This is a genomic window from Pseudoalteromonas sp. CO342X (assembly GCF_004208915.1).
In the GTDB taxonomy this organism is placed as follows: Bacteria; Pseudomonadota; Gammaproteobacteria; order Enterobacterales; family Alteromonadaceae; genus Pseudoalteromonas; species Pseudoalteromonas maricaloris.
Window position 1 is genome coordinate 179112 of the sequence record NZ_SGPH01000016.1, and the last position, 16522, is coordinate 195633.

The 16522-nt window shown below is 45.2% G+C and carries 14 protein-coding genes; 10 read left to right on the forward strand and 4 right to left on the reverse strand.

Translation table 11 applies throughout. The features are described from left to right. The first annotated feature begins 3 nt into the window (after positions 1–3). From odhB to EXT47_RS07860, 4 genes are all read left to right on the forward strand, one after another. On the forward strand, positions 4–1497 hold the full coding sequence (odhB, locus tag EXT47_RS07840; protein ID WP_045989062.1) for a 2-oxoglutarate dehydrogenase complex dihydrolipoyllysine-residue succinyltransferase: 1494 nt from the start codon (positions 4–6) through the stop codon (positions 1495–1497). Between the two features lie 173 nt (positions 1498–1670). Continuing rightward, positions 1671–2837, forward strand: coding sequence for an ADP-forming succinate--CoA ligase subunit beta (gene sucC / locus EXT47_RS07845; RefSeq protein ID WP_010371452.1), 1167 nt, complete (start codon positions 1671–1673; stop codon positions 2835–2837). Continuing rightward, complete coding sequence (gene sucD, locus EXT47_RS07850; protein WP_010371451.1) at positions 2837–3709, forward strand: succinate--CoA ligase subunit alpha; 873 nt, start codon at positions 2837–2839, stop codon at positions 3707–3709. Before sucC ends, sucD begins: the two co-directional genes overlap by 1 nt. A gap of 522 nt (positions 3710–4231) precedes the next feature. After that, complete coding sequence (locus tag EXT47_RS07860; RefSeq protein ID WP_010604652.1) at positions 4232–4798, forward strand: Crp/Fnr family transcriptional regulator; 567 nt, start codon at positions 4232–4234, stop codon at positions 4796–4798. Between the two features lie 65 nt (positions 4799–4863). Here EXT47_RS07860 and EXT47_RS07865 read toward each other — a convergent pair whose 3' ends face one another. The 4 genes from EXT47_RS07865 to EXT47_RS07880 all read right to left on the reverse strand — a co-directional run bounded on the left by EXT47_RS07865 (position 4864) and on the right by EXT47_RS07880 (position 8292). After that, a complete protein-coding gene (locus tag EXT47_RS07865) occupies positions 4864–5175 on the reverse strand; it encodes a hypothetical protein (RefSeq protein ID WP_039495749.1) in 312 nt (103 codons plus the stop codon). 223 nt (positions 5176–5398) lie between these two features. Beyond that, positions 5399–5710, reverse strand: coding sequence for an antibiotic biosynthesis monooxygenase (locus EXT47_RS07870; RefSeq protein ID WP_010604654.1), 312 nt, complete (start codon positions 5708–5710; stop codon positions 5399–5401). Positions 5711–5829: 119 nt separating this feature from the next. Continuing rightward, on the reverse strand, positions 5830–7041 hold the full coding sequence (locus EXT47_RS07875) for a Xaa-Pro peptidase family protein (RefSeq protein ID WP_039495750.1): 1212 nt from the start codon (positions 7039–7041) through the stop codon (positions 5830–5832). Between the two features lie 15 nt (positions 7042–7056). Next, positions 7057–8292 (reverse strand): FAD-binding oxidoreductase, encoded by a 1236-nt coding sequence (locus EXT47_RS07880; RefSeq protein WP_039495752.1) that lies wholly within the window; start codon positions 8290–8292, stop codon positions 7057–7059. Between the two features lie 228 nt (positions 8293–8520). Between EXT47_RS07880 and EXT47_RS07885 the strand changes: the two genes are divergently transcribed. The 6 genes from EXT47_RS07885 to EXT47_RS07910 all read left to right on the forward strand — a co-directional run bounded on the left by EXT47_RS07885 (position 8521) and on the right by EXT47_RS07910 (position 16520). Beyond that, complete coding sequence (locus tag EXT47_RS07885; RefSeq protein WP_039495753.1) at positions 8521–9435, forward strand: dihydrodipicolinate synthase family protein; 915 nt, start codon at positions 8521–8523, stop codon at positions 9433–9435. Between the two features lie 4 nt (positions 9436–9439). Next, on the forward strand, positions 9440–10441 hold the full coding sequence (locus EXT47_RS07890; RefSeq protein ID WP_130126239.1) for a 4-hydroxyproline epimerase: 1002 nt from the start codon (positions 9440–9442) through the stop codon (positions 10439–10441). A gap of 32 nt (positions 10442–10473) precedes the next feature. After that, positions 10474–11970, forward strand: coding sequence for an aldehyde dehydrogenase (NADP(+)) (locus tag EXT47_RS07895; protein WP_130126240.1), 1497 nt, complete (start codon positions 10474–10476; stop codon positions 11968–11970). A 139-nt stretch (positions 11971–12109) separates the two neighbouring features. Beyond that, positions 12110–12775: a GntR family transcriptional regulator gene (locus EXT47_RS07900; protein ID WP_039495756.1), complete on the forward strand. Its 666-nt coding sequence runs from the start codon at positions 12110–12112 to the stop codon at positions 12773–12775. 274 nt (positions 12776–13049) lie between these two features. Then, a complete protein-coding gene (locus EXT47_RS07905; RefSeq protein WP_039495758.1) occupies positions 13050–14945 on the forward strand; it encodes a propionyl-CoA synthetase in 1896 nt (631 codons plus the stop codon). 306 nt (positions 14946–15251) lie between these two features. Continuing rightward, positions 15252–16520: an efflux RND transporter periplasmic adaptor subunit gene (locus EXT47_RS07910; protein WP_130126241.1), complete on the forward strand. Its 1269-nt coding sequence runs from the start codon at positions 15252–15254 to the stop codon at positions 16518–16520. Positions 16521–16522 lie beyond the last annotated feature (2 nt).

Sequence of the window (16522 nt, forward strand, 5' to 3'; positions counted from 1 at the left end):
GAGATGACAACCGAAATTAAGGTTCCTGTTCTTCCTGAGTCTGTTGCCGATGCAACGGTTGCTACATGGCATGTAAGCGTTGGCGATAAAGTGACTCGTGATCAAAACTTAGTTGACATCGAAACGGATAAGGTCGTTTTAGAAGTTGTAGCGCCAGAAGATGGTGTTATCGTTGCAATTTCTGAAGAGGAAGGCGCAACCGTTCTTGGCGAACAAGTTATTGCACAACTAGGTGCTGCTGATGAAGCAGCGGCGCCTGCTCAATCAAATGAAAAACCAGCAGCGTCAGAATCGGCGCCAGCAGCAGAAGGTAAAGAAGTGGACATTAAAGTACCTGTACTTCCTGAGTCAGTAGCAGACGCTACTATCGCAACTTGGCACGTTCAACCAGGTGAAGCGGTTAGCCGCGACCAGAACCTAGTTGATATTGAAACAGATAAAGTGGTTCTTGAAGTTGTTGCACCTGAAGACGGTGTGATGGGTGAGCACATCCACGCTGAAGGTGAGACAGTACTAGGTGATCAAGTTATCGGTAAAATCGTTGCCGGTGGCGCACCAGCTGCATCATCAAGTGCGAAGAAAGAAGAAGCACCAGCTGCTGCTTCTGACGAAAACTCAGATGTACTAACACCATCTGTTCGTCGTCTTATCGCAGAGAAAGGCCTTGATGCTGCCAAGATCAAAGGTTCTGGTAAAGGCGGCCGCATTACTAAAGAAGACGTGGATGCTTTCCTTAAAGCACCAGCAAAATCAGAGTCTAAGCCTGCGGCTTCTGCACCAGCTGCCCCGGTAGGTGAGCGTACTCAAAAACGTGTACCTATGACTCGTCTACGTAAGACAATCGCTAACCGCTTATTAGAAGCGAAGAACTCAACAGCAATGCTGACGACGTTCAACGAAGTAAACATGAAGCCAATCATGGATCTTCGTAAGCAGTACCAAGAGGTATTTGAGAAGCGCCACGGTATTCGTTTAGGTTTCATGTCTTTCTACGTGAAAGCGGTAACTGAAGCACTTAAGCGTTTCCCTGAAGTTAACGCGTCAATCGACGGTGACGATATCGTTTACCACAACTACTTTGACATCAGCATCGCGGTATCAACACCTCGTGGTCTAGTGACTCCAGTACTACGTGATTGTGATAAGCTTTCTGTTGCTGAAATCGAGAAGAATATTCGTGAATTGGCTATTAAAGGTCGTGATGGCAAACTAACTGTTGACGATATGACTGGCGGTAACTTCACTATTACCAATGGTGGTGTATTCGGTTCACTGCTATCTACGCCTATCATCAACTTGCCACAGTCTTCAATCTTGGGCATGCACAAAATCCAAGAACGTCCTATGGCAGTAAACGGTAAAGTTGAAATTTTACCTATGATGTACCTAGCACTATCTTATGACCACCGTCAAATCGATGGTAAAGAGTCAGTTGGTTTCCTAGTAACAATTAAAGAGTTGCTTGAAGATCCAACACGTCTACTACTAGACGTATAATATTTGTTTAAAGAATAAGCTGTATGCTCGCATACAGCTTTTTTTTTGCGCCTTTGGTCTAAGTGGGGTTTTCATCAGAAGCCTTGGGATCTATACTATGTGCGCAATTTGGGATAGCTGACTATTTGCATAAATATTCAGCTTTTTTAGTATAAAAAATTGGATAAAGCATCATGAATTTGCATGAGTATCAGGCAAAACAACTTTTTGCCGAATATGGTTTACCTGTATCAGAAGGCTTTGCTTGTGATACACCTCAAGAAGCAGTTGAAGCTGCTGGTAAAATCGGTGGAGACAAGTGGGTTGTTAAGTGTCAAGTACACGCTGGCGGCCGTGGTAAAGCTGGCGGTGTTAAACTTGCAGACAGCAAAGACGAAATCCGCGCATTCGCTGAAAACTGGTTAGGTAAAAACCTAGTTACTTACCAAACAGACGAGAAAGGTCAGCCTGTTGCTAAAATCTTAGTAGAAAGCTGCACTGATATTGCAAATGAACTATACCTAGGTGCTGTTGTTGACCGTGGTTCACGTAAAATCGTGTTCATGGCATCAACTGAAGGTGGTGTAGAAATTGAACAAGTTGCAGAAGAAACGCCTGAGCTAATTCATAAAGCTGAGATCGACCCACTAGTAGGTCCTCAAGCTTACCAAGGTCGTGAGCTAGCGTTCAAACTAGGTTTGAACCCAACTCAAGTTAAGCAATTCACTAAGATCTTCATGGGTCTAGCGCAAATGTTTATCAACCACGACTTTGCTCTACTAGAAATCAACCCTCTAGTGATCACAGACGCTGGTAACCTACACTGCCTAGACGGCAAAATCGGTGTAGACGGCAACGCATTGTTCCGCCAGCCTAAGATCCGTGAATTCCACGACCCTTCACAAGAAGACGCTCGTGAAGCACACGCAGCAAGCTTTGAGCTTAACTACGTAGCACTAGACGGTAACGTTGGTTGTATGGTTAACGGTGCAGGCCTTGCGATGGGTACTATGGACATCGTAAACCTACACGGCGGCAAGCCAGCTAACTTCCTAGACGTTGGTGGCGGCGCGACTAAAGAGCGTGTATCTGAAGCATTCAAGATCATCCTTTCTGACGACAATGTTAAAGCAGTATTAGTTAACATCTTCGGTGGTATCGTACGTTGTGACATGATCGCTGAAGGTATTATCGGTGCGGTTAAAGAAGTTGGCGTAAACGTACCAGTAGTTGTACGTCTTGAAGGTACTAACGCTGAAGCTGGTCGTGAAGTACTAGCGAACTCTGGCCTTGACATCATTGCAGCTGAGTCACTAACTGACGCTGCTGAGAAAGTAGTTGCTGCTGCGGAGGGCAAATAATGTCTGTACTAATTAACAAAGATACTAAAGTAATCTGTCAAGGTTTCACTGGTGGTCAGGGTACTTTCCACTCTGAGCAAGCTATCCAGTACGGTACGCAAATGGTTGGTGGTGTTTCTCCTGGTAAAGGCGGCACAACTCACCTAGGTCTACCTGTATTTAACACAGTACGTGAAGCGGTAGAGTCAACTGGTGCAACTGCATCTGTTATCTACGTACCAGCGGCGTTCTGTAAAGACGCTATCCTTGAAGCGATCAGTGCAGGTATCGAACTAATCGTATGTATCACTGAAGGCATCCCTACACTAGATATGGTTGATGTTAAAGTGAAGCTAGAAGAAACTGGCGTTCGCATGATTGGTCCTAACTGCCCAGGTGTTATCACCCCAGGTGAAACTAAGATCGGTATCATGCCAGGTCACATCCACTTACCTGGTAAAGTAGGTATCGTGTCACGTTCTGGTACTTTGACTTATGAAGCAGTTAAGCAAACAACTGACGCTGGCTTCGGTCAATCTACTTGTGTTGGTATCGGTGGTGACCCAATCCCAGGCACTAACTTCATCGACGTACTAGAGATGTTCCAAAACGATCCGCAAACTGAAGCTATCGTAATGATCGGTGAGATCGGCGGTACAGCTGAAGAAGAAGCGGCTGAGTACATCAAGCACAACGTAACTAAGCCTGTTGTTTCTTACATCGCAGGTGTTACAGCTCCTCCAGGTAAGCGTATGGGTCACGCTGGTGCAATTATCGCAGGCGGTAAAGGTACAGCTGACGAAAAATTCGCAGCACTTGAAGCAGCGGGTGTTAAAACAGTTCGCTCTCTTGCAGAAATCGGTTCTGCACTAAAAGAGAAAGCGGGTTGGTAAGTTAATACCACACGTTAAAAAGGCTCCTTATGGAGCCTTTTTTGATCTACTTAACCTGAACTCGGGATAAGAAGTTAGTTAATCCACTAAAATATCCAAGTTCAAAAGTGTAATATCACTCTAGCCACAATTTATTTCTTAATACAAGGCAAATTTGTGCGTCAATAGCTGGCCTATTGCAAGCAAATTTAACGCAGTAGTAAGGGATAACAGCTGCTAGCGAACAAGTTGTTATCCTGAAGCTCTGGTTACTTAAGTAACCTGAGCTGCGGATAATTAATGCCTTTCTAGCAGCCAGTTTTAGCGCTAACTGCGTTGAATTCACTTCCAATAGCCAGCTATTGGTGCGTAAATTCGCCTTGTTTTCCCTAAAACTCTCTGGCTAGACAAGGAAAAAACTAAGTTATTCTTTAGAAACAATGAGTTGGAACATTCCTTATCCAAACCTCAGGTTAAGTAGATCAAAAAATTGGTATTATCACAGCGAGTGTAATTAAATTGACTTCAGTGAGAGGACTGTGTATGCCTTACCAAACTTTAGGTCAGCTCTGTGAAACAATGAAAGCTGAACTCTTAGCGTTCACTGATGAACATCCTGAATTTATTAGAACAAAACATGCTCGAGGCGAAATAGTGCTGTCACAAGGTGCTAAACAGGATATTGGCTATTTTATCGAAAAGGGGAAGCTAGTTTCCTCAGCTATCAGCGAGGGTGGAGAGATAAGGCATAAGGAGTTTTATTTTCCAGGTGAGCTATGTATTTTGTATGCCGAATGGATAAGGGACTTACCCAGCCACTTTCAACTAGCTGTAATTGAAGATGCGATATTAGTGCACGTTCCTTTGAGTCTGTTCAAGCAGCAGACAACAACAGAGCTTAAATTAAAGTTGTTTCAACAACAGTTACTCTTTAAAGAGGCAAAGGAAGCTTTTTTACTTTTAAACACGGTTGAAGAACGCTACCGATTTTTACTTGAGTATAGAACTGATTGGGTAATGAAGATTACTAATCAAGATTTGGCAAACTATCTAGGATGCACGGCACAAGGGTTATCAAGAATTAAAAATAGAATAAAGAAAATAAATTAATTAATTTTAATAATAAACCACTATTAGAAAAATAGGAATTATAGTGGTTTATTATAATTTAGGGGTTACTCGTTAACGGTTTTAGTATTTAATTTACTGCTTTGCAGTGGGGTATATACATCTCTATACATTACTGAAGAACCAAAAAAGCTCCTGTAAGTGCCAATTATCACCTTACCACCTTCACATGTGGCTTCTTCTTCAGTCAAATACCAAGGCGTATTTGAACGCTCCGAAGCTGAATAACTATAGAGTACGCCATTAACGCTTGTTATCCCATTAGCTGCATAATAGCACTCACTTGAATAATAAGTAACTTCTTGGGCAGATACTACCGATGCTCCTAATACCATAGATAACGCAATGAGTGATTTCATTCTATTTTCCTTTAAAATGTTAACTTATGTTGATTTGAGAATTTATCATAGAAGAGTTTTTAAAATATGCCACCAGTAATTTATGAAGTTTTTTATTTAAAAGTTGCAATTTTTATATTAGTTGCTATTTGAAGGACTTTTGTCGTAATTTGAAGTTGTCTTGCTAGAGATAAAAACAGCTAGAGCAAGACAATTTAGTCGGTGGTGGTAATCGTTAGTAGCCTTATAAGCTATATTCACGTTCTACCTTAGCAATACGAGTTGTATAGCTTTGATACCATTTTTTATTGCCGTTCTTTTGCGCCTCAATATGCTCAGCATTGGCTTTCCATGCTTTGATTGATTCTAGGTCGCGCCAATAGGAAACGGTGATCCCAACCTCTTCACGCGCTGATTCTAATCCTAAAAACCCGGGTTGAAGCTGTGCAAGCTCGACCATTCTCGACGCGGTTTGGGCGTAGCCCTCATCGTCTTCATTTTTAATATTGGTAAAAATTACGGCGTAATAGGGTGGTGGTGGAGTAGTTGCTATCATAAGTTGAAGCGCAGTAAATTGCAGGTATTAAGTTTATACCAATTAACCTGTGCTTAAATCAATCACGATAAATGATGAGTTGCTTATCAGAGCATCTCATCATGTAGGTATCGCTAAGGTTATTCAACCCCAAAAGGATTGTCTATGCTATGTGCAGGTTCAGTAAACCAACGTGGACCATCGTCGGTCATATAGAAATGATCTTCCAAGCGAATGCCAAATTCATCAGGAATAACCAGCATAGGTTCATTTGAAAAACACATTCCAGCTGCAAGCGGTTCAGGGTTGTCTTTGACTAAATAAGGCCATTCGTGGATATCTAAGCCGATACCGTGTCCAGTGCGATGTGGGCAACCAGGTAGTTGATAATCAGGACCGAGACCATTGCTAGCAATATACTCTCTCGCGGCCTTATCAACAGCGCCACAGGGCGCCCCAATTTTGGCTGCATTAAATGCTGCAATTTGCGCTTGCTTCTCGATTTGCCAAACGGACTTTTGCTTTTCACTGGGGTCGCCAAAAACATAAGTACGGGTGATATCACTAAGATAGCCGTGTAACTTACAACCTGTGTCGACGAGAACCACATCGCCTTTTTTCAGCGTTTGTGGATTTTTTACACCATGTGGGAATGACGACGCCACACCAAATAGCACAATACAAAAATAATTGCCCGGTGCCCCCACTTTTTTGTGCGCTTCATTAATAAAAGCTTCAACTTCGGTTGTGGTGATCCCTTCATACAGCATAGATGCCGTTGCTTTATGTACGGCAAGTGTCATGTCCATTGCACGTTGAATAAGGGCAATTTCATTGGCCGATTTATGCATTCTACAATGCGCGGTTAATGCCTTTGCATTGATAAGCGAAAGCTCAGGTGCCGCGAGTCTGATCCCATCAGCAACAAAAAACGCAGTGCTTTCGTCAATGGCGAGTGTGCCTGTGCTATCAATATTGAGAGTGTTAAGTACGTTTGCGACGAGCTGGTAAGGAGATTCTTCTTCTTGCCAAGCATGAATAGGGCCTTCAATCAGCCAATAATCCTTAATAGAGCCAATTTCAAAAAACGGGACGATAAACTGAACTTGTCCATTGGCGGGTAAAATAGCACCGACCAAACGCTCACTGGCGTACCATTGTAAACCAGTAAAGTATTTTAAATTTGTACCAGCATTTAAATAGAGTGCATCAATGTTGTTCTGCTGCATATATTGTTGAGCTTTCTCTATTCTTGCTAAATACTCGCTTTCGCCAATTGGCGCTATGCCTTTGGTCATATCTTCTAAGTTATCTAGCGCCTGTTGCGCGCTCTGGTATGCAATACCTTTCATTTTTGTGATCCTTAGCTAATTAAATCGAGCAATACTAAAGGGAGTAAGATCGATGTCGTTGGGCTTGTTGTCAATAAGATCTGCGATACATTCACTTGAAATTGCGGCTTGGGTCAGTCCTAAGTGCTGATGACCCAGTGCAAAATAAAGGTTGTGATGATTTGGCGCTTGTCCGATGACAGGTAAATAATCTGGGAGTGAGGGACGGCAGCCAACCCACAAGTTATCATTTTGCTGTGGCAGCGATGAGTTTAACAATATACTTGCATGATGCAATAATGCGCGAGCACGGCGGTAGTTGGGTTTACTCTCCAATGTGGCAAATTCTACCGTGCCGGCCAGTCGCAAACCTTGTGACATGGGCGTCATAATAAACCCTCGCTCACTTGATGCGACAGGTCGTGTAAGCGTATTATTCACTGCCAACATGTTGTGATAACCGCGCTCGGCAATCATGGGCAGTGAGTAACCTAAAGACGCACAGAGCGTTTTACTTGCAGCACCCGTTGCCACAACGACTTTGTTAAAGGCCATCTTGTGGTTATTCGAGTTGAGTGTGTAGCCATGCTCTGTGTGGGTAATATTGTCGATCGAGCCTTGTTGGAATGCTCCCCCTAGCTCCATAAACTGCTCATATAACGTCAAACAGAGAGCGTAGGGATCTGTGCTATGCGCGACTTTATCAAAATACAGTGCCGAGGTAATGGTACTTGATAGGCTCGGCTCCATTTCTCGGGCTTGATCACCTGTAAGTAAGCTCACTGAGATGTCTTGTTCGGCGTATTTTTTATAGCTTTGACGTGCAGAGCTTTCGTCACCTTCAAATACCAGTAAACTGCCGTTGCTAGATATAAGTGTATGATACTTATCACCAAGTAAACGCTGGTATGCGGGTAGTGCGCGTTCATTTAAACTTCTAAGTGCGATTGTACCTTTGTGGAAATAGCTACTTTTCATTTGCTTTAAGAAGCGGACAAACCACGGAATATTTTTGAGCAAAGAGGTGGTCTCAATTCGCAAAGGCCCCACCGGATTGACTAACATGCCAGGTACTTTTGTGAGTAAAGCTGCGTCTGCCATGGGGAATACCTGCTCTGTGGCAAAATGCCCCGCGTTACCCTTAGAGCACCCCTCTGCGGGCTGATTTTTATCGAACAAGGTAACAGCGTGGCCTCGTCGAGCTAATTGCAGTGCGGTGGTGATCCCAATGATCCCTGCGCCTATCACTGCAATTTTATTATTACTTTCCACAATTTACCTCACCATCCTAAATTGTATTTCCACATAGACATCAATCAGGCCTCGTTTAAATACCTACAAGAAAAAATTTACCACTTATAAATCATAAGATTACAGATATTTAGGCCAGTCATTTGAGTTGATGGCTAAAAAATCTCTCTTTTGAATATTGATTATTGTATACAATATACCTATGATGGCAAGCACAATAACTAAACAACCTAATGAAAGGCGAGAACCATGAACGTAAATTGGCAGGGTGTATATCCAGCAGTAACCACTCAATTCCATGATGATGAAAGCATCAACTTTGATACTACCAAAGAGATGATAGATAACCTGATTAACGAAGGGGTTCATGGCATCATAGTATTAGGCACCGTCGGTGAAAATTGCTCACTCACGGCTGACGAGAAACGCCAAGTTTTAAAAGCTGCAACAGAAGTGGTAGGTGATAGAGTGCCACTACTTAGTGGCGTGGCTGAAACCACAACTGCGCTTGCTGTCGAGTTTGCCAAGGATGCAGAAGCGCTCGGCATAGATGGACTGATGGTATTGCCGGGGATGGTTTACCGCTCAACCGAGCGCGAAGCGATCCATCATTACCAACAGGTTGCGCGAAGCACGGCATTACCGATTATGATTTACAACAATCCGGTGACCTACGGTGTCGATGTGTCTATTGAAGGCATGAAAACCTTAGCTGAGGAGTCCAATATTGTTTCTGTAAAAGAAGCAACGGAAGATACCCGTCGTATTAGCGAGCTGTTTAGCGCATTTGGCGATCGCTACGTGGTATTTGGTGGTGTTGATGATATCGCACTGGAAAGCCTGATGCTTGGTGCGACGGGTTGGATCTCGGGATTGACCAATGTATTCCCACGCGAGTCAGTGGCTATTTATAAACTTGCTGAACAAGGTCGCTATGAGGAAGCGCGCGCGCTGTGGCGTTGGTTTTTACCTTTGCTACGCTTAGATACTATTCCCACACTGGTACAGTGCATCAAATATGCAGAACATTTGGCTGGACGTGGTAGTGAAGTGACTCGTTCTCCAAGATTGCCACTCACCCAAGAGCAAAAGGCTTACGTGAGTCGTTTGTACGAGGAAGCGATGGCAAATCGAATTGACTTAAGCCAATATAACTTGGACTAAGCGTATGATTTTAGGCACCTACTATTGTATAGATGGCCACACCTGTGGCAATCCCGTGCGCTTGGTCACAAGCGGTCATCCAACGCTTTTGGGCGAGAGCATGAGTGAAAAGCGCCAGCATTTTTTACGTGACTACGATTGGATAAGGCGCGCACTGATGTTTGAGCCTAGAGGCCATGACATGATGTCGGGTGCCTTTTTATATCCACCGACCACTGCTGATGGGGATGTGGCAATCCTATTTATCGAAACCTCTGGGTGCTTGCCTATGTGTGGGCATGGCACTATCGGGACAGTCACTTTTGGTCTTGAAAGCAGCCTTATTACTCCAAAGGAACAGGGGGTACTCAAGCTTGACACCCCTGCGGGGCGCGTGAATGCTTATTATGAGATGAAAGCAGGTAAAGTGACTTGGGTAAGGCTCTACAATGTGCCGGCATTTTTGGCTTACCAAGCGGTGCCTGTCCATGTTGATGGGCTAGGGGAGCTCATCGTTGATATTGCCTATGGCGGTAACTTTTACATTATTGTTGAGCCTCAAAGTCTATTTGCTGGTGTGGATCAAAGTTGCGCCGCCGAATTACTGGCGTGGAGCCCCAAAGTGCGCGCGGCAGTTAATGCGCAAATAAATCCAATTCATCCTGAAGACTCTACCGTGTGTGGTGCCTCCCACGTGTTGTGGACAGGCGCGCCACAACATCCAGATAGTCATGCGGCCAACGCGGTATTTTATGGCGATAAAGCGATTGATAGGTCGCCTTGTGGTACCGGCACAAGTGCACGAATGGCACAGTTGTTTGCAAAAGGACTGCTAAAAGATGGCGATACCTTTGTTCACGAGAGCATCATAGGCAGCCAATTTATCGGTAAGGTCGAAGGCACAACTGAAGTCGCGGGAAAAGCCGCAATTCTGCCAAGTATTCAAGGTTGGGCACGTCAAACGGGGAGTAATTGTATCACTGTAGATGACGAAGACCCGTATGCATTTGGTTTTCAGGTGCTCTAGCCATTAAGACTGAAAGAAAACAGGAGCTAACAATGAATTTATCAGGAAAGAGCTACATCAACGGTGCGTGGCAAGCCGCACAAGCGGCAACAACGTTTTACGCGTTTTGCCCGGCAACCAATGAACCGTTAACGCAAGCATTTTTTAACGCCAGTGAAGCACAAGTAGAGGAAGCCGTTAATGCAGCGGAGCAAGCTTTTAAGGCTTATCGTAAAACGTCGATGACTGCTCGTGCAGAGTTTCTAGAAACCATAGCACAAGAAATTCTCGCCTTAGGTGATGAGCTGATCACCACCACAATGGCAGAAACTAACCTGCCAAGGCCTAGGCTTGAGGGCGAGCGTGGCCGCACGGTAAACCAATTAAACGCATTTGCCGCAGCGCTGAGAGATAACCTAGCAGAGCTCAGTCTAGATAAAGAAGAGCAAGCCGACCCAAATCGCACGCCGCTGCCTAAGCCAAAAACACAGCTTAAGCATATTCCTATTGGCGTTATTGCGGTGTTCGGCGCGTCAAACTTCCCGTATGCCTTCTCTACGCTCGGGGGCGATACTGCAGCTGCGTTAGCCGCTGGTTGCCCTGTGGTGTATAAAGGACATCCAGCGCATCCAGCAACGTGTGAGCTAATGACCAAAGCCATCGCCACAGCAATAAGCAAGTGCGATATGCCAAGCGGGGTGTTTTCAATGCTGCAAGCGAAAGCATACGATGTCGCGCATTGGCTGGTGAAAGCCGAGCCTATCAAAGCGGTTGGATTTACAGGCTCCTTTGGCGTTGCAAAGGCATTGCAAGATACCATCGCGAAGCGCCATGAACCTATCCCGCTTTACGGTGAGCTTGGCAGCGTAAATCCGCAAATTGTCTTACCTGAAAAGGTACAGTCGCAAGGCGCAGAGCTTGGTGCACAATTTGTCCAGTCTTTACTTATGGGTAATGGCCAATTTTGCACTAGCCCCGGTATTTGGTTGGTGCCAAGCAATCATTCACAAACATTTATCGAGACGGCTAAACAAAATATTAGCGCAGCGCCTTCAGATACCCTATTGACTTCGGGCATTTTAAAAGCTTATCAAAACAGCATCGCGGCGCTAAAAGCACACCCTCAGGTAACCTTATTAAGCGCTGGTGAGCAAGCACAGCCGTTTCACGCAAGCGCCCACTTGTTCCTAACGGATAGCGAAAGCTTTGCAACCGATACAAGGCTTAAAGAAGAAGTCTTTGGGCCAAGTGCTTTAGTGGTGAGCTATGACAACTTAGCGCAGCTTGATGACTTAATCGCAGACTTAGATGGACAGCTCACCGCCAGTATTCATGGCACTGAGTCTGACCTACATCAAGCCGAAGATATTATAGAGGCGTTACAATACCGCGTAGGTCGATTGATTTACGGGCAAATGCCAACGGGCGTTGAAGTGTGCGCCACCATGAACCATGGTGGGCCGTTTCCGTCATCAACTGATGTACGTTCAACATCGGTAGGGCTAGAAGCGCTAAAACGATTCGTAAGACCAATTTGTATACAAAGTTAAGCAAACCAAGCCCATAGTATTGCTATGGGCTTTTTTATTTAGACATAATTCGCACATCGAACTTATATACTCGACAAACATGCAATTTGAACTCAGATACGTTTATAATGAGTTCATAAAACAATAATTACTAAATACTATGGCGATTGTACATAAAACTCGAACTCAATTAGTTGCTGAAGCAATTCGTGAAAAAATCCTCACTGGCGAAATCAAAGCGGGCGAGCCGCTGAGGCAAGCCGCGCTGGCAGATGAGTTAAATGTAAGCCGTATTCCCGTTAGAGAAGCACTCCTGCAACTAGAAGCCGAAGGCTTAGTTAACTTTGAAGCGCACAAAGGTGCGACGGTCACTCGCTTAAGTGCCGAGCAAATCGATGAAATATTTGATCTACGGGCATTGTTGGAAGCTGAGCTGTTACGCCACTCAATCGACAAGTTAACCGCACGCGACCTGCTCGAAGCTGAAGCCATCTTAGCCGAGCTTGAAGAAGCCACTGCCGCTGGTGATACACAGCTGGCAACGGGCAAACTCAACGCCGAATTTCACAGCAAACTCTACAGCAAAGCACAGCGCCCACAAACTCGCGAGCTGGTGGATGTGTACAGTAAAAACTCCGAGCGCTACGTGCGCATGCACATCCTACTTGCGGGCGGCATTAAAACCGCACCAGAGGAACACCGCCAGCTATTAGAGCTATGCCGCGATAAAAATACCAAAGGGGCTTGTGACTTTTTGAAAAAACATATCACCGGCGCAAAAGATGATATCAAAGCATTGCTGCTAAAGCTTGAAAGCGAGCAGTAGGTAAATTTGGTTGTATAGGCCCTAGTGGATTTCTGAATAATAGTCATATCTATTCTCATGGCTATTGTTCAGGACGCTATGATTACATATATATCAAATTAGAAGAACAAGTGCTCATTAATACCCGTACTAGAGGCTGCTCCTTACCCAAACATAATCATATCTAACGACCCCAACTTTGATTTATATCATCCTCGCAAGACTAAAGTCTCATCAAAACTTGGCGGTTTTTTATCTATCTTTACTAAGTTCCAGCGAAACTGAGTAACTTAATATGACAACAACAACCTATCAACAGGCATATCAAACATTTTCCCAAGACCCAGAGGCATTTTGGCTTAAAGAAGCGGCCCGGCTTGATTGGCATACGCCACCAAAAATCGGACATAACCAAGACCATGAGGGGCTGAGTCATTGGTTTAGTGATGGTTTGATGAATACCAGTTATTTGGCACTCGACCACCACGTACACCAAGGCCGAGGCGAGCAAACTGCATTAATTTATGACTCGCCGGTGACGAATACCAAACGCAAAATTAGCTATCGCGAGTTGCTCTCTCAAGTGAGCCATTTTGCGGCTGGCTTAAATCAACTTGGTGTAAGCGTAGGGGATAGGGTCGTAATTTATATGCCCATGGTGCCAGAGGCGGCCGTTGCTATGCTTGCTTGTGCGCGCGTGGGTGCTATTCATTCCGTGGTGTTTGGCGGTTTTGCACCTCATGAGCTTGCGGTGAGAATAGATGATGCGAAACCAAAACTGGTGATCAGTGCGTCTTGCGGAATTGAAATAGGCCGCACCATTGAATACAAACCTATGCTGGACGAGGCGCTTTCGTTGGCAAAACATCAAGTTGAACATTGCATTGTGTTACAGCGTGAAGCATACCAAGCGCAGATGTCATCGCCAAGGGACCTAGATTGGGCTGTGGTGGCAAACACGCCTGAATCCTTTGATGCCGTGCCGTTACCAAGCACGCATCCGCTTTATATTTTGTATACCTCTGGCACCACAGGCACGCCCAAAGGAGTAGTGCGAGAGCAGGGCGGTCACGCTGTGGCATTAAACTACAGTATGAAAACCGTTTACGGCATGGAGCCCGGTGAAGTGTTCTGGGCAGCATCCGACATTGGCTGGGTTGTGGGGCATTCTTATATTGTCTATGGCCCGCTGATTTATGGTTGCACCAGCGTATTATACGAAGGAAAACCGATTAAAACTCCAGATGCAGGGGCATTTTGGCGAGTGGTTGAAGAATACCAAGTGGCAGCACTTTTTAGTGCACCGACGGCATTTCGTGCCATAAAAAAAGAAGATCCGAGCGCAGCGCTTTTGGCTAACTACAACACCAACAGTCTAAAAGCGCTATTTTTAGCAGGTGAACGACTTGACCCTGCTACCTACGACTGGCTACAGTCCACCACAAAGCTGCCGGTAATTGATCACTGGTGGCAAACGGAAACGGGTTGGGCAATTGCGTGTAACCCAGTTGGGATTGAATTGATGCCTACAAAGGCGGGCAGTGCCACAGTTCCTACACCGGGCTATCAAGTCGAGATCCTTGATGTGGACGGCAGTACATGTGAAGCCAATCAACAAGGTGTTGTTGCGGTGAAATTACCACTCCCTCCCGGTTGTTTAACCACTATTTGGAATAACACGGCGCGCTTTAAAGGCAGTTACTTATCACAATACCCCGGCTATTATCTATCTGGTGACGGCGGCTATTTTGATGAAGACGGCTACCTGTTTATTATGGGACGCACCGATGACGTAATAAACGTAGCCGGGCATAGACTGTCAACCGGTGAAATGGAAGAAATCGTTGCTGGTCACAATGCAATTGCAGAATGCGCCGTATTCGCCGGTAAAGACGAGTTAAAAGGTCAAGTACCCATTGCCATGGTGGTATTGAAAGATGGCGTAAACACCACTGAGTCGGCAATTGCCGAGGAGATAAGAAGCCTGATCCGCGAAAAAATCGGCGCGATTGCCTGCCTTAAAACCATTAAAGTGGTTGAGCGTTTACCCAAAACCCGTTCGGGTAAAATTCTCAGAAAGAACCTACGCCAGCTGGTAGACGGAGAAGACATTATCGTGCCATCTACCATTGACGACCCCGCCATTATTGAAGAGCTAAAGCAATTGTGGGATGTGAGCCAGCACCAATAGTTTTTGTGTGTTAGCAGGTTACCCCTAACGCTAAACGCGCATCAACATTAGTTAGGAGCGGGTTCATCCCGCGATCTTTTGAGTGCGGTTACCTCAAAAATCTGATATCGCGATAAATCACGACCTACCAGTTTTAGTCACGTTCTGCTATTGTCCGCAAACTGTCCGGTGTCCGTCCAATCCCCTTGAATAAAGCCGTTTAATCTCATAAATACCATATAAAACAATAATATAAATTATGGCATGCTACTTGTAATTAGTTATTCATGATAATCGCGGACACCCACTTGTCCGCAAGGAGGTAGCATGATTAAAGATACAAGTGCGCAAGACAAACAAATCGCAAAAAAGCGAACCATAAAAAAGCCTGTGATTGCGTTATTGGCCGTTGGCATCACCTTAGGTGGATTAACCAGTGCTTGGCCAAGCATTAACACGATTCTGTCAGCAGAGCAAACCGTATCGCGGGAGCAAGTACGTCTCGCCACGGTAGTGAGAGGTGATATTAGCGAAGATATTCGTGTTGAAGGGCGCACGCTCGCTGCGAATAATCCCGACTTATACGCCATCGCATCGGGCACAGTAACGCTAAACGTTAAACCCGGTGACGCCATCAAAGCAGGGCAAGCGTTGCTTAGTATCGATAGTCCCGAGCTAACCAACCGTTTACTACAAGAAGAGGCGACATTTGAACGTTTACAAACGGAAGTTGAGCGCCAAAGGATCTCGATTAAACAGCAGCTACTCGATACCGAACAACGCATGGAAATGGCGAAAGTAGACTTAGAAGCGGCAGAGCGGGAAATGGCGCGCTCAAAACAAAGCATCGAAAAGCAAATTATCTCAAAATTAGAGCTTGAACAGTCAATGGTAGAACTTAAGCGCGCGCAGCTACAAGAGCGGCACGCCATCGATTCGCTGAAGCTTGAGCAAGAGCGACTTGCGTTTGAGCTAAAAAGTAGCGAGCTGAGCCTAACCAGACAACAGCATATTTTAGAAGAAGTGCAGCGTCAGGTAGCGGCACTGAACATTATATCGCCGTTGTCGGGTATTGTTGGTACGGTGCATGTCCAGCAAAAGCAGTTTGTACAGCGAGATGCGGCGCTAATATCCTTGGTTGACCTTTCAGAGCTTGAGGTTGAAGCGCAAATACCAGAAATTTACGCCGACAATTTGGGGGTAGGCATGGCCGCTGAAGTATTTATCAATCAATACCAATATCATGCAAAACTGGTCGCTATCTCTCCTGAAATTGAAGCTGGCCGTGTCAGTGCGCGAGTACGTTTTGATGAACAACCAAGTGGTCTTCGCCAAAACCAAAAGGTATCTACAAGAATTATTCTGTCGCAAAAGCAAGACGTGCTCAAAGTAAGGCGTGGTGCATTTGTTGAAACTGGCGCAGGGCGTTTTACCTATGCGGTTGTCGGTGAGCAGGCTGATCAAACACCCATTCAGCTCGGTGTAAAAAGTATTTCTGAAGTTGAGATTATCGAGGGCCTGAGTGAAGGACAAGAAATCGTGATCTCAAGTTTAGATCCGTTCAATAACAAAGCGCGAGTATTACTCGGGAAGTAGCC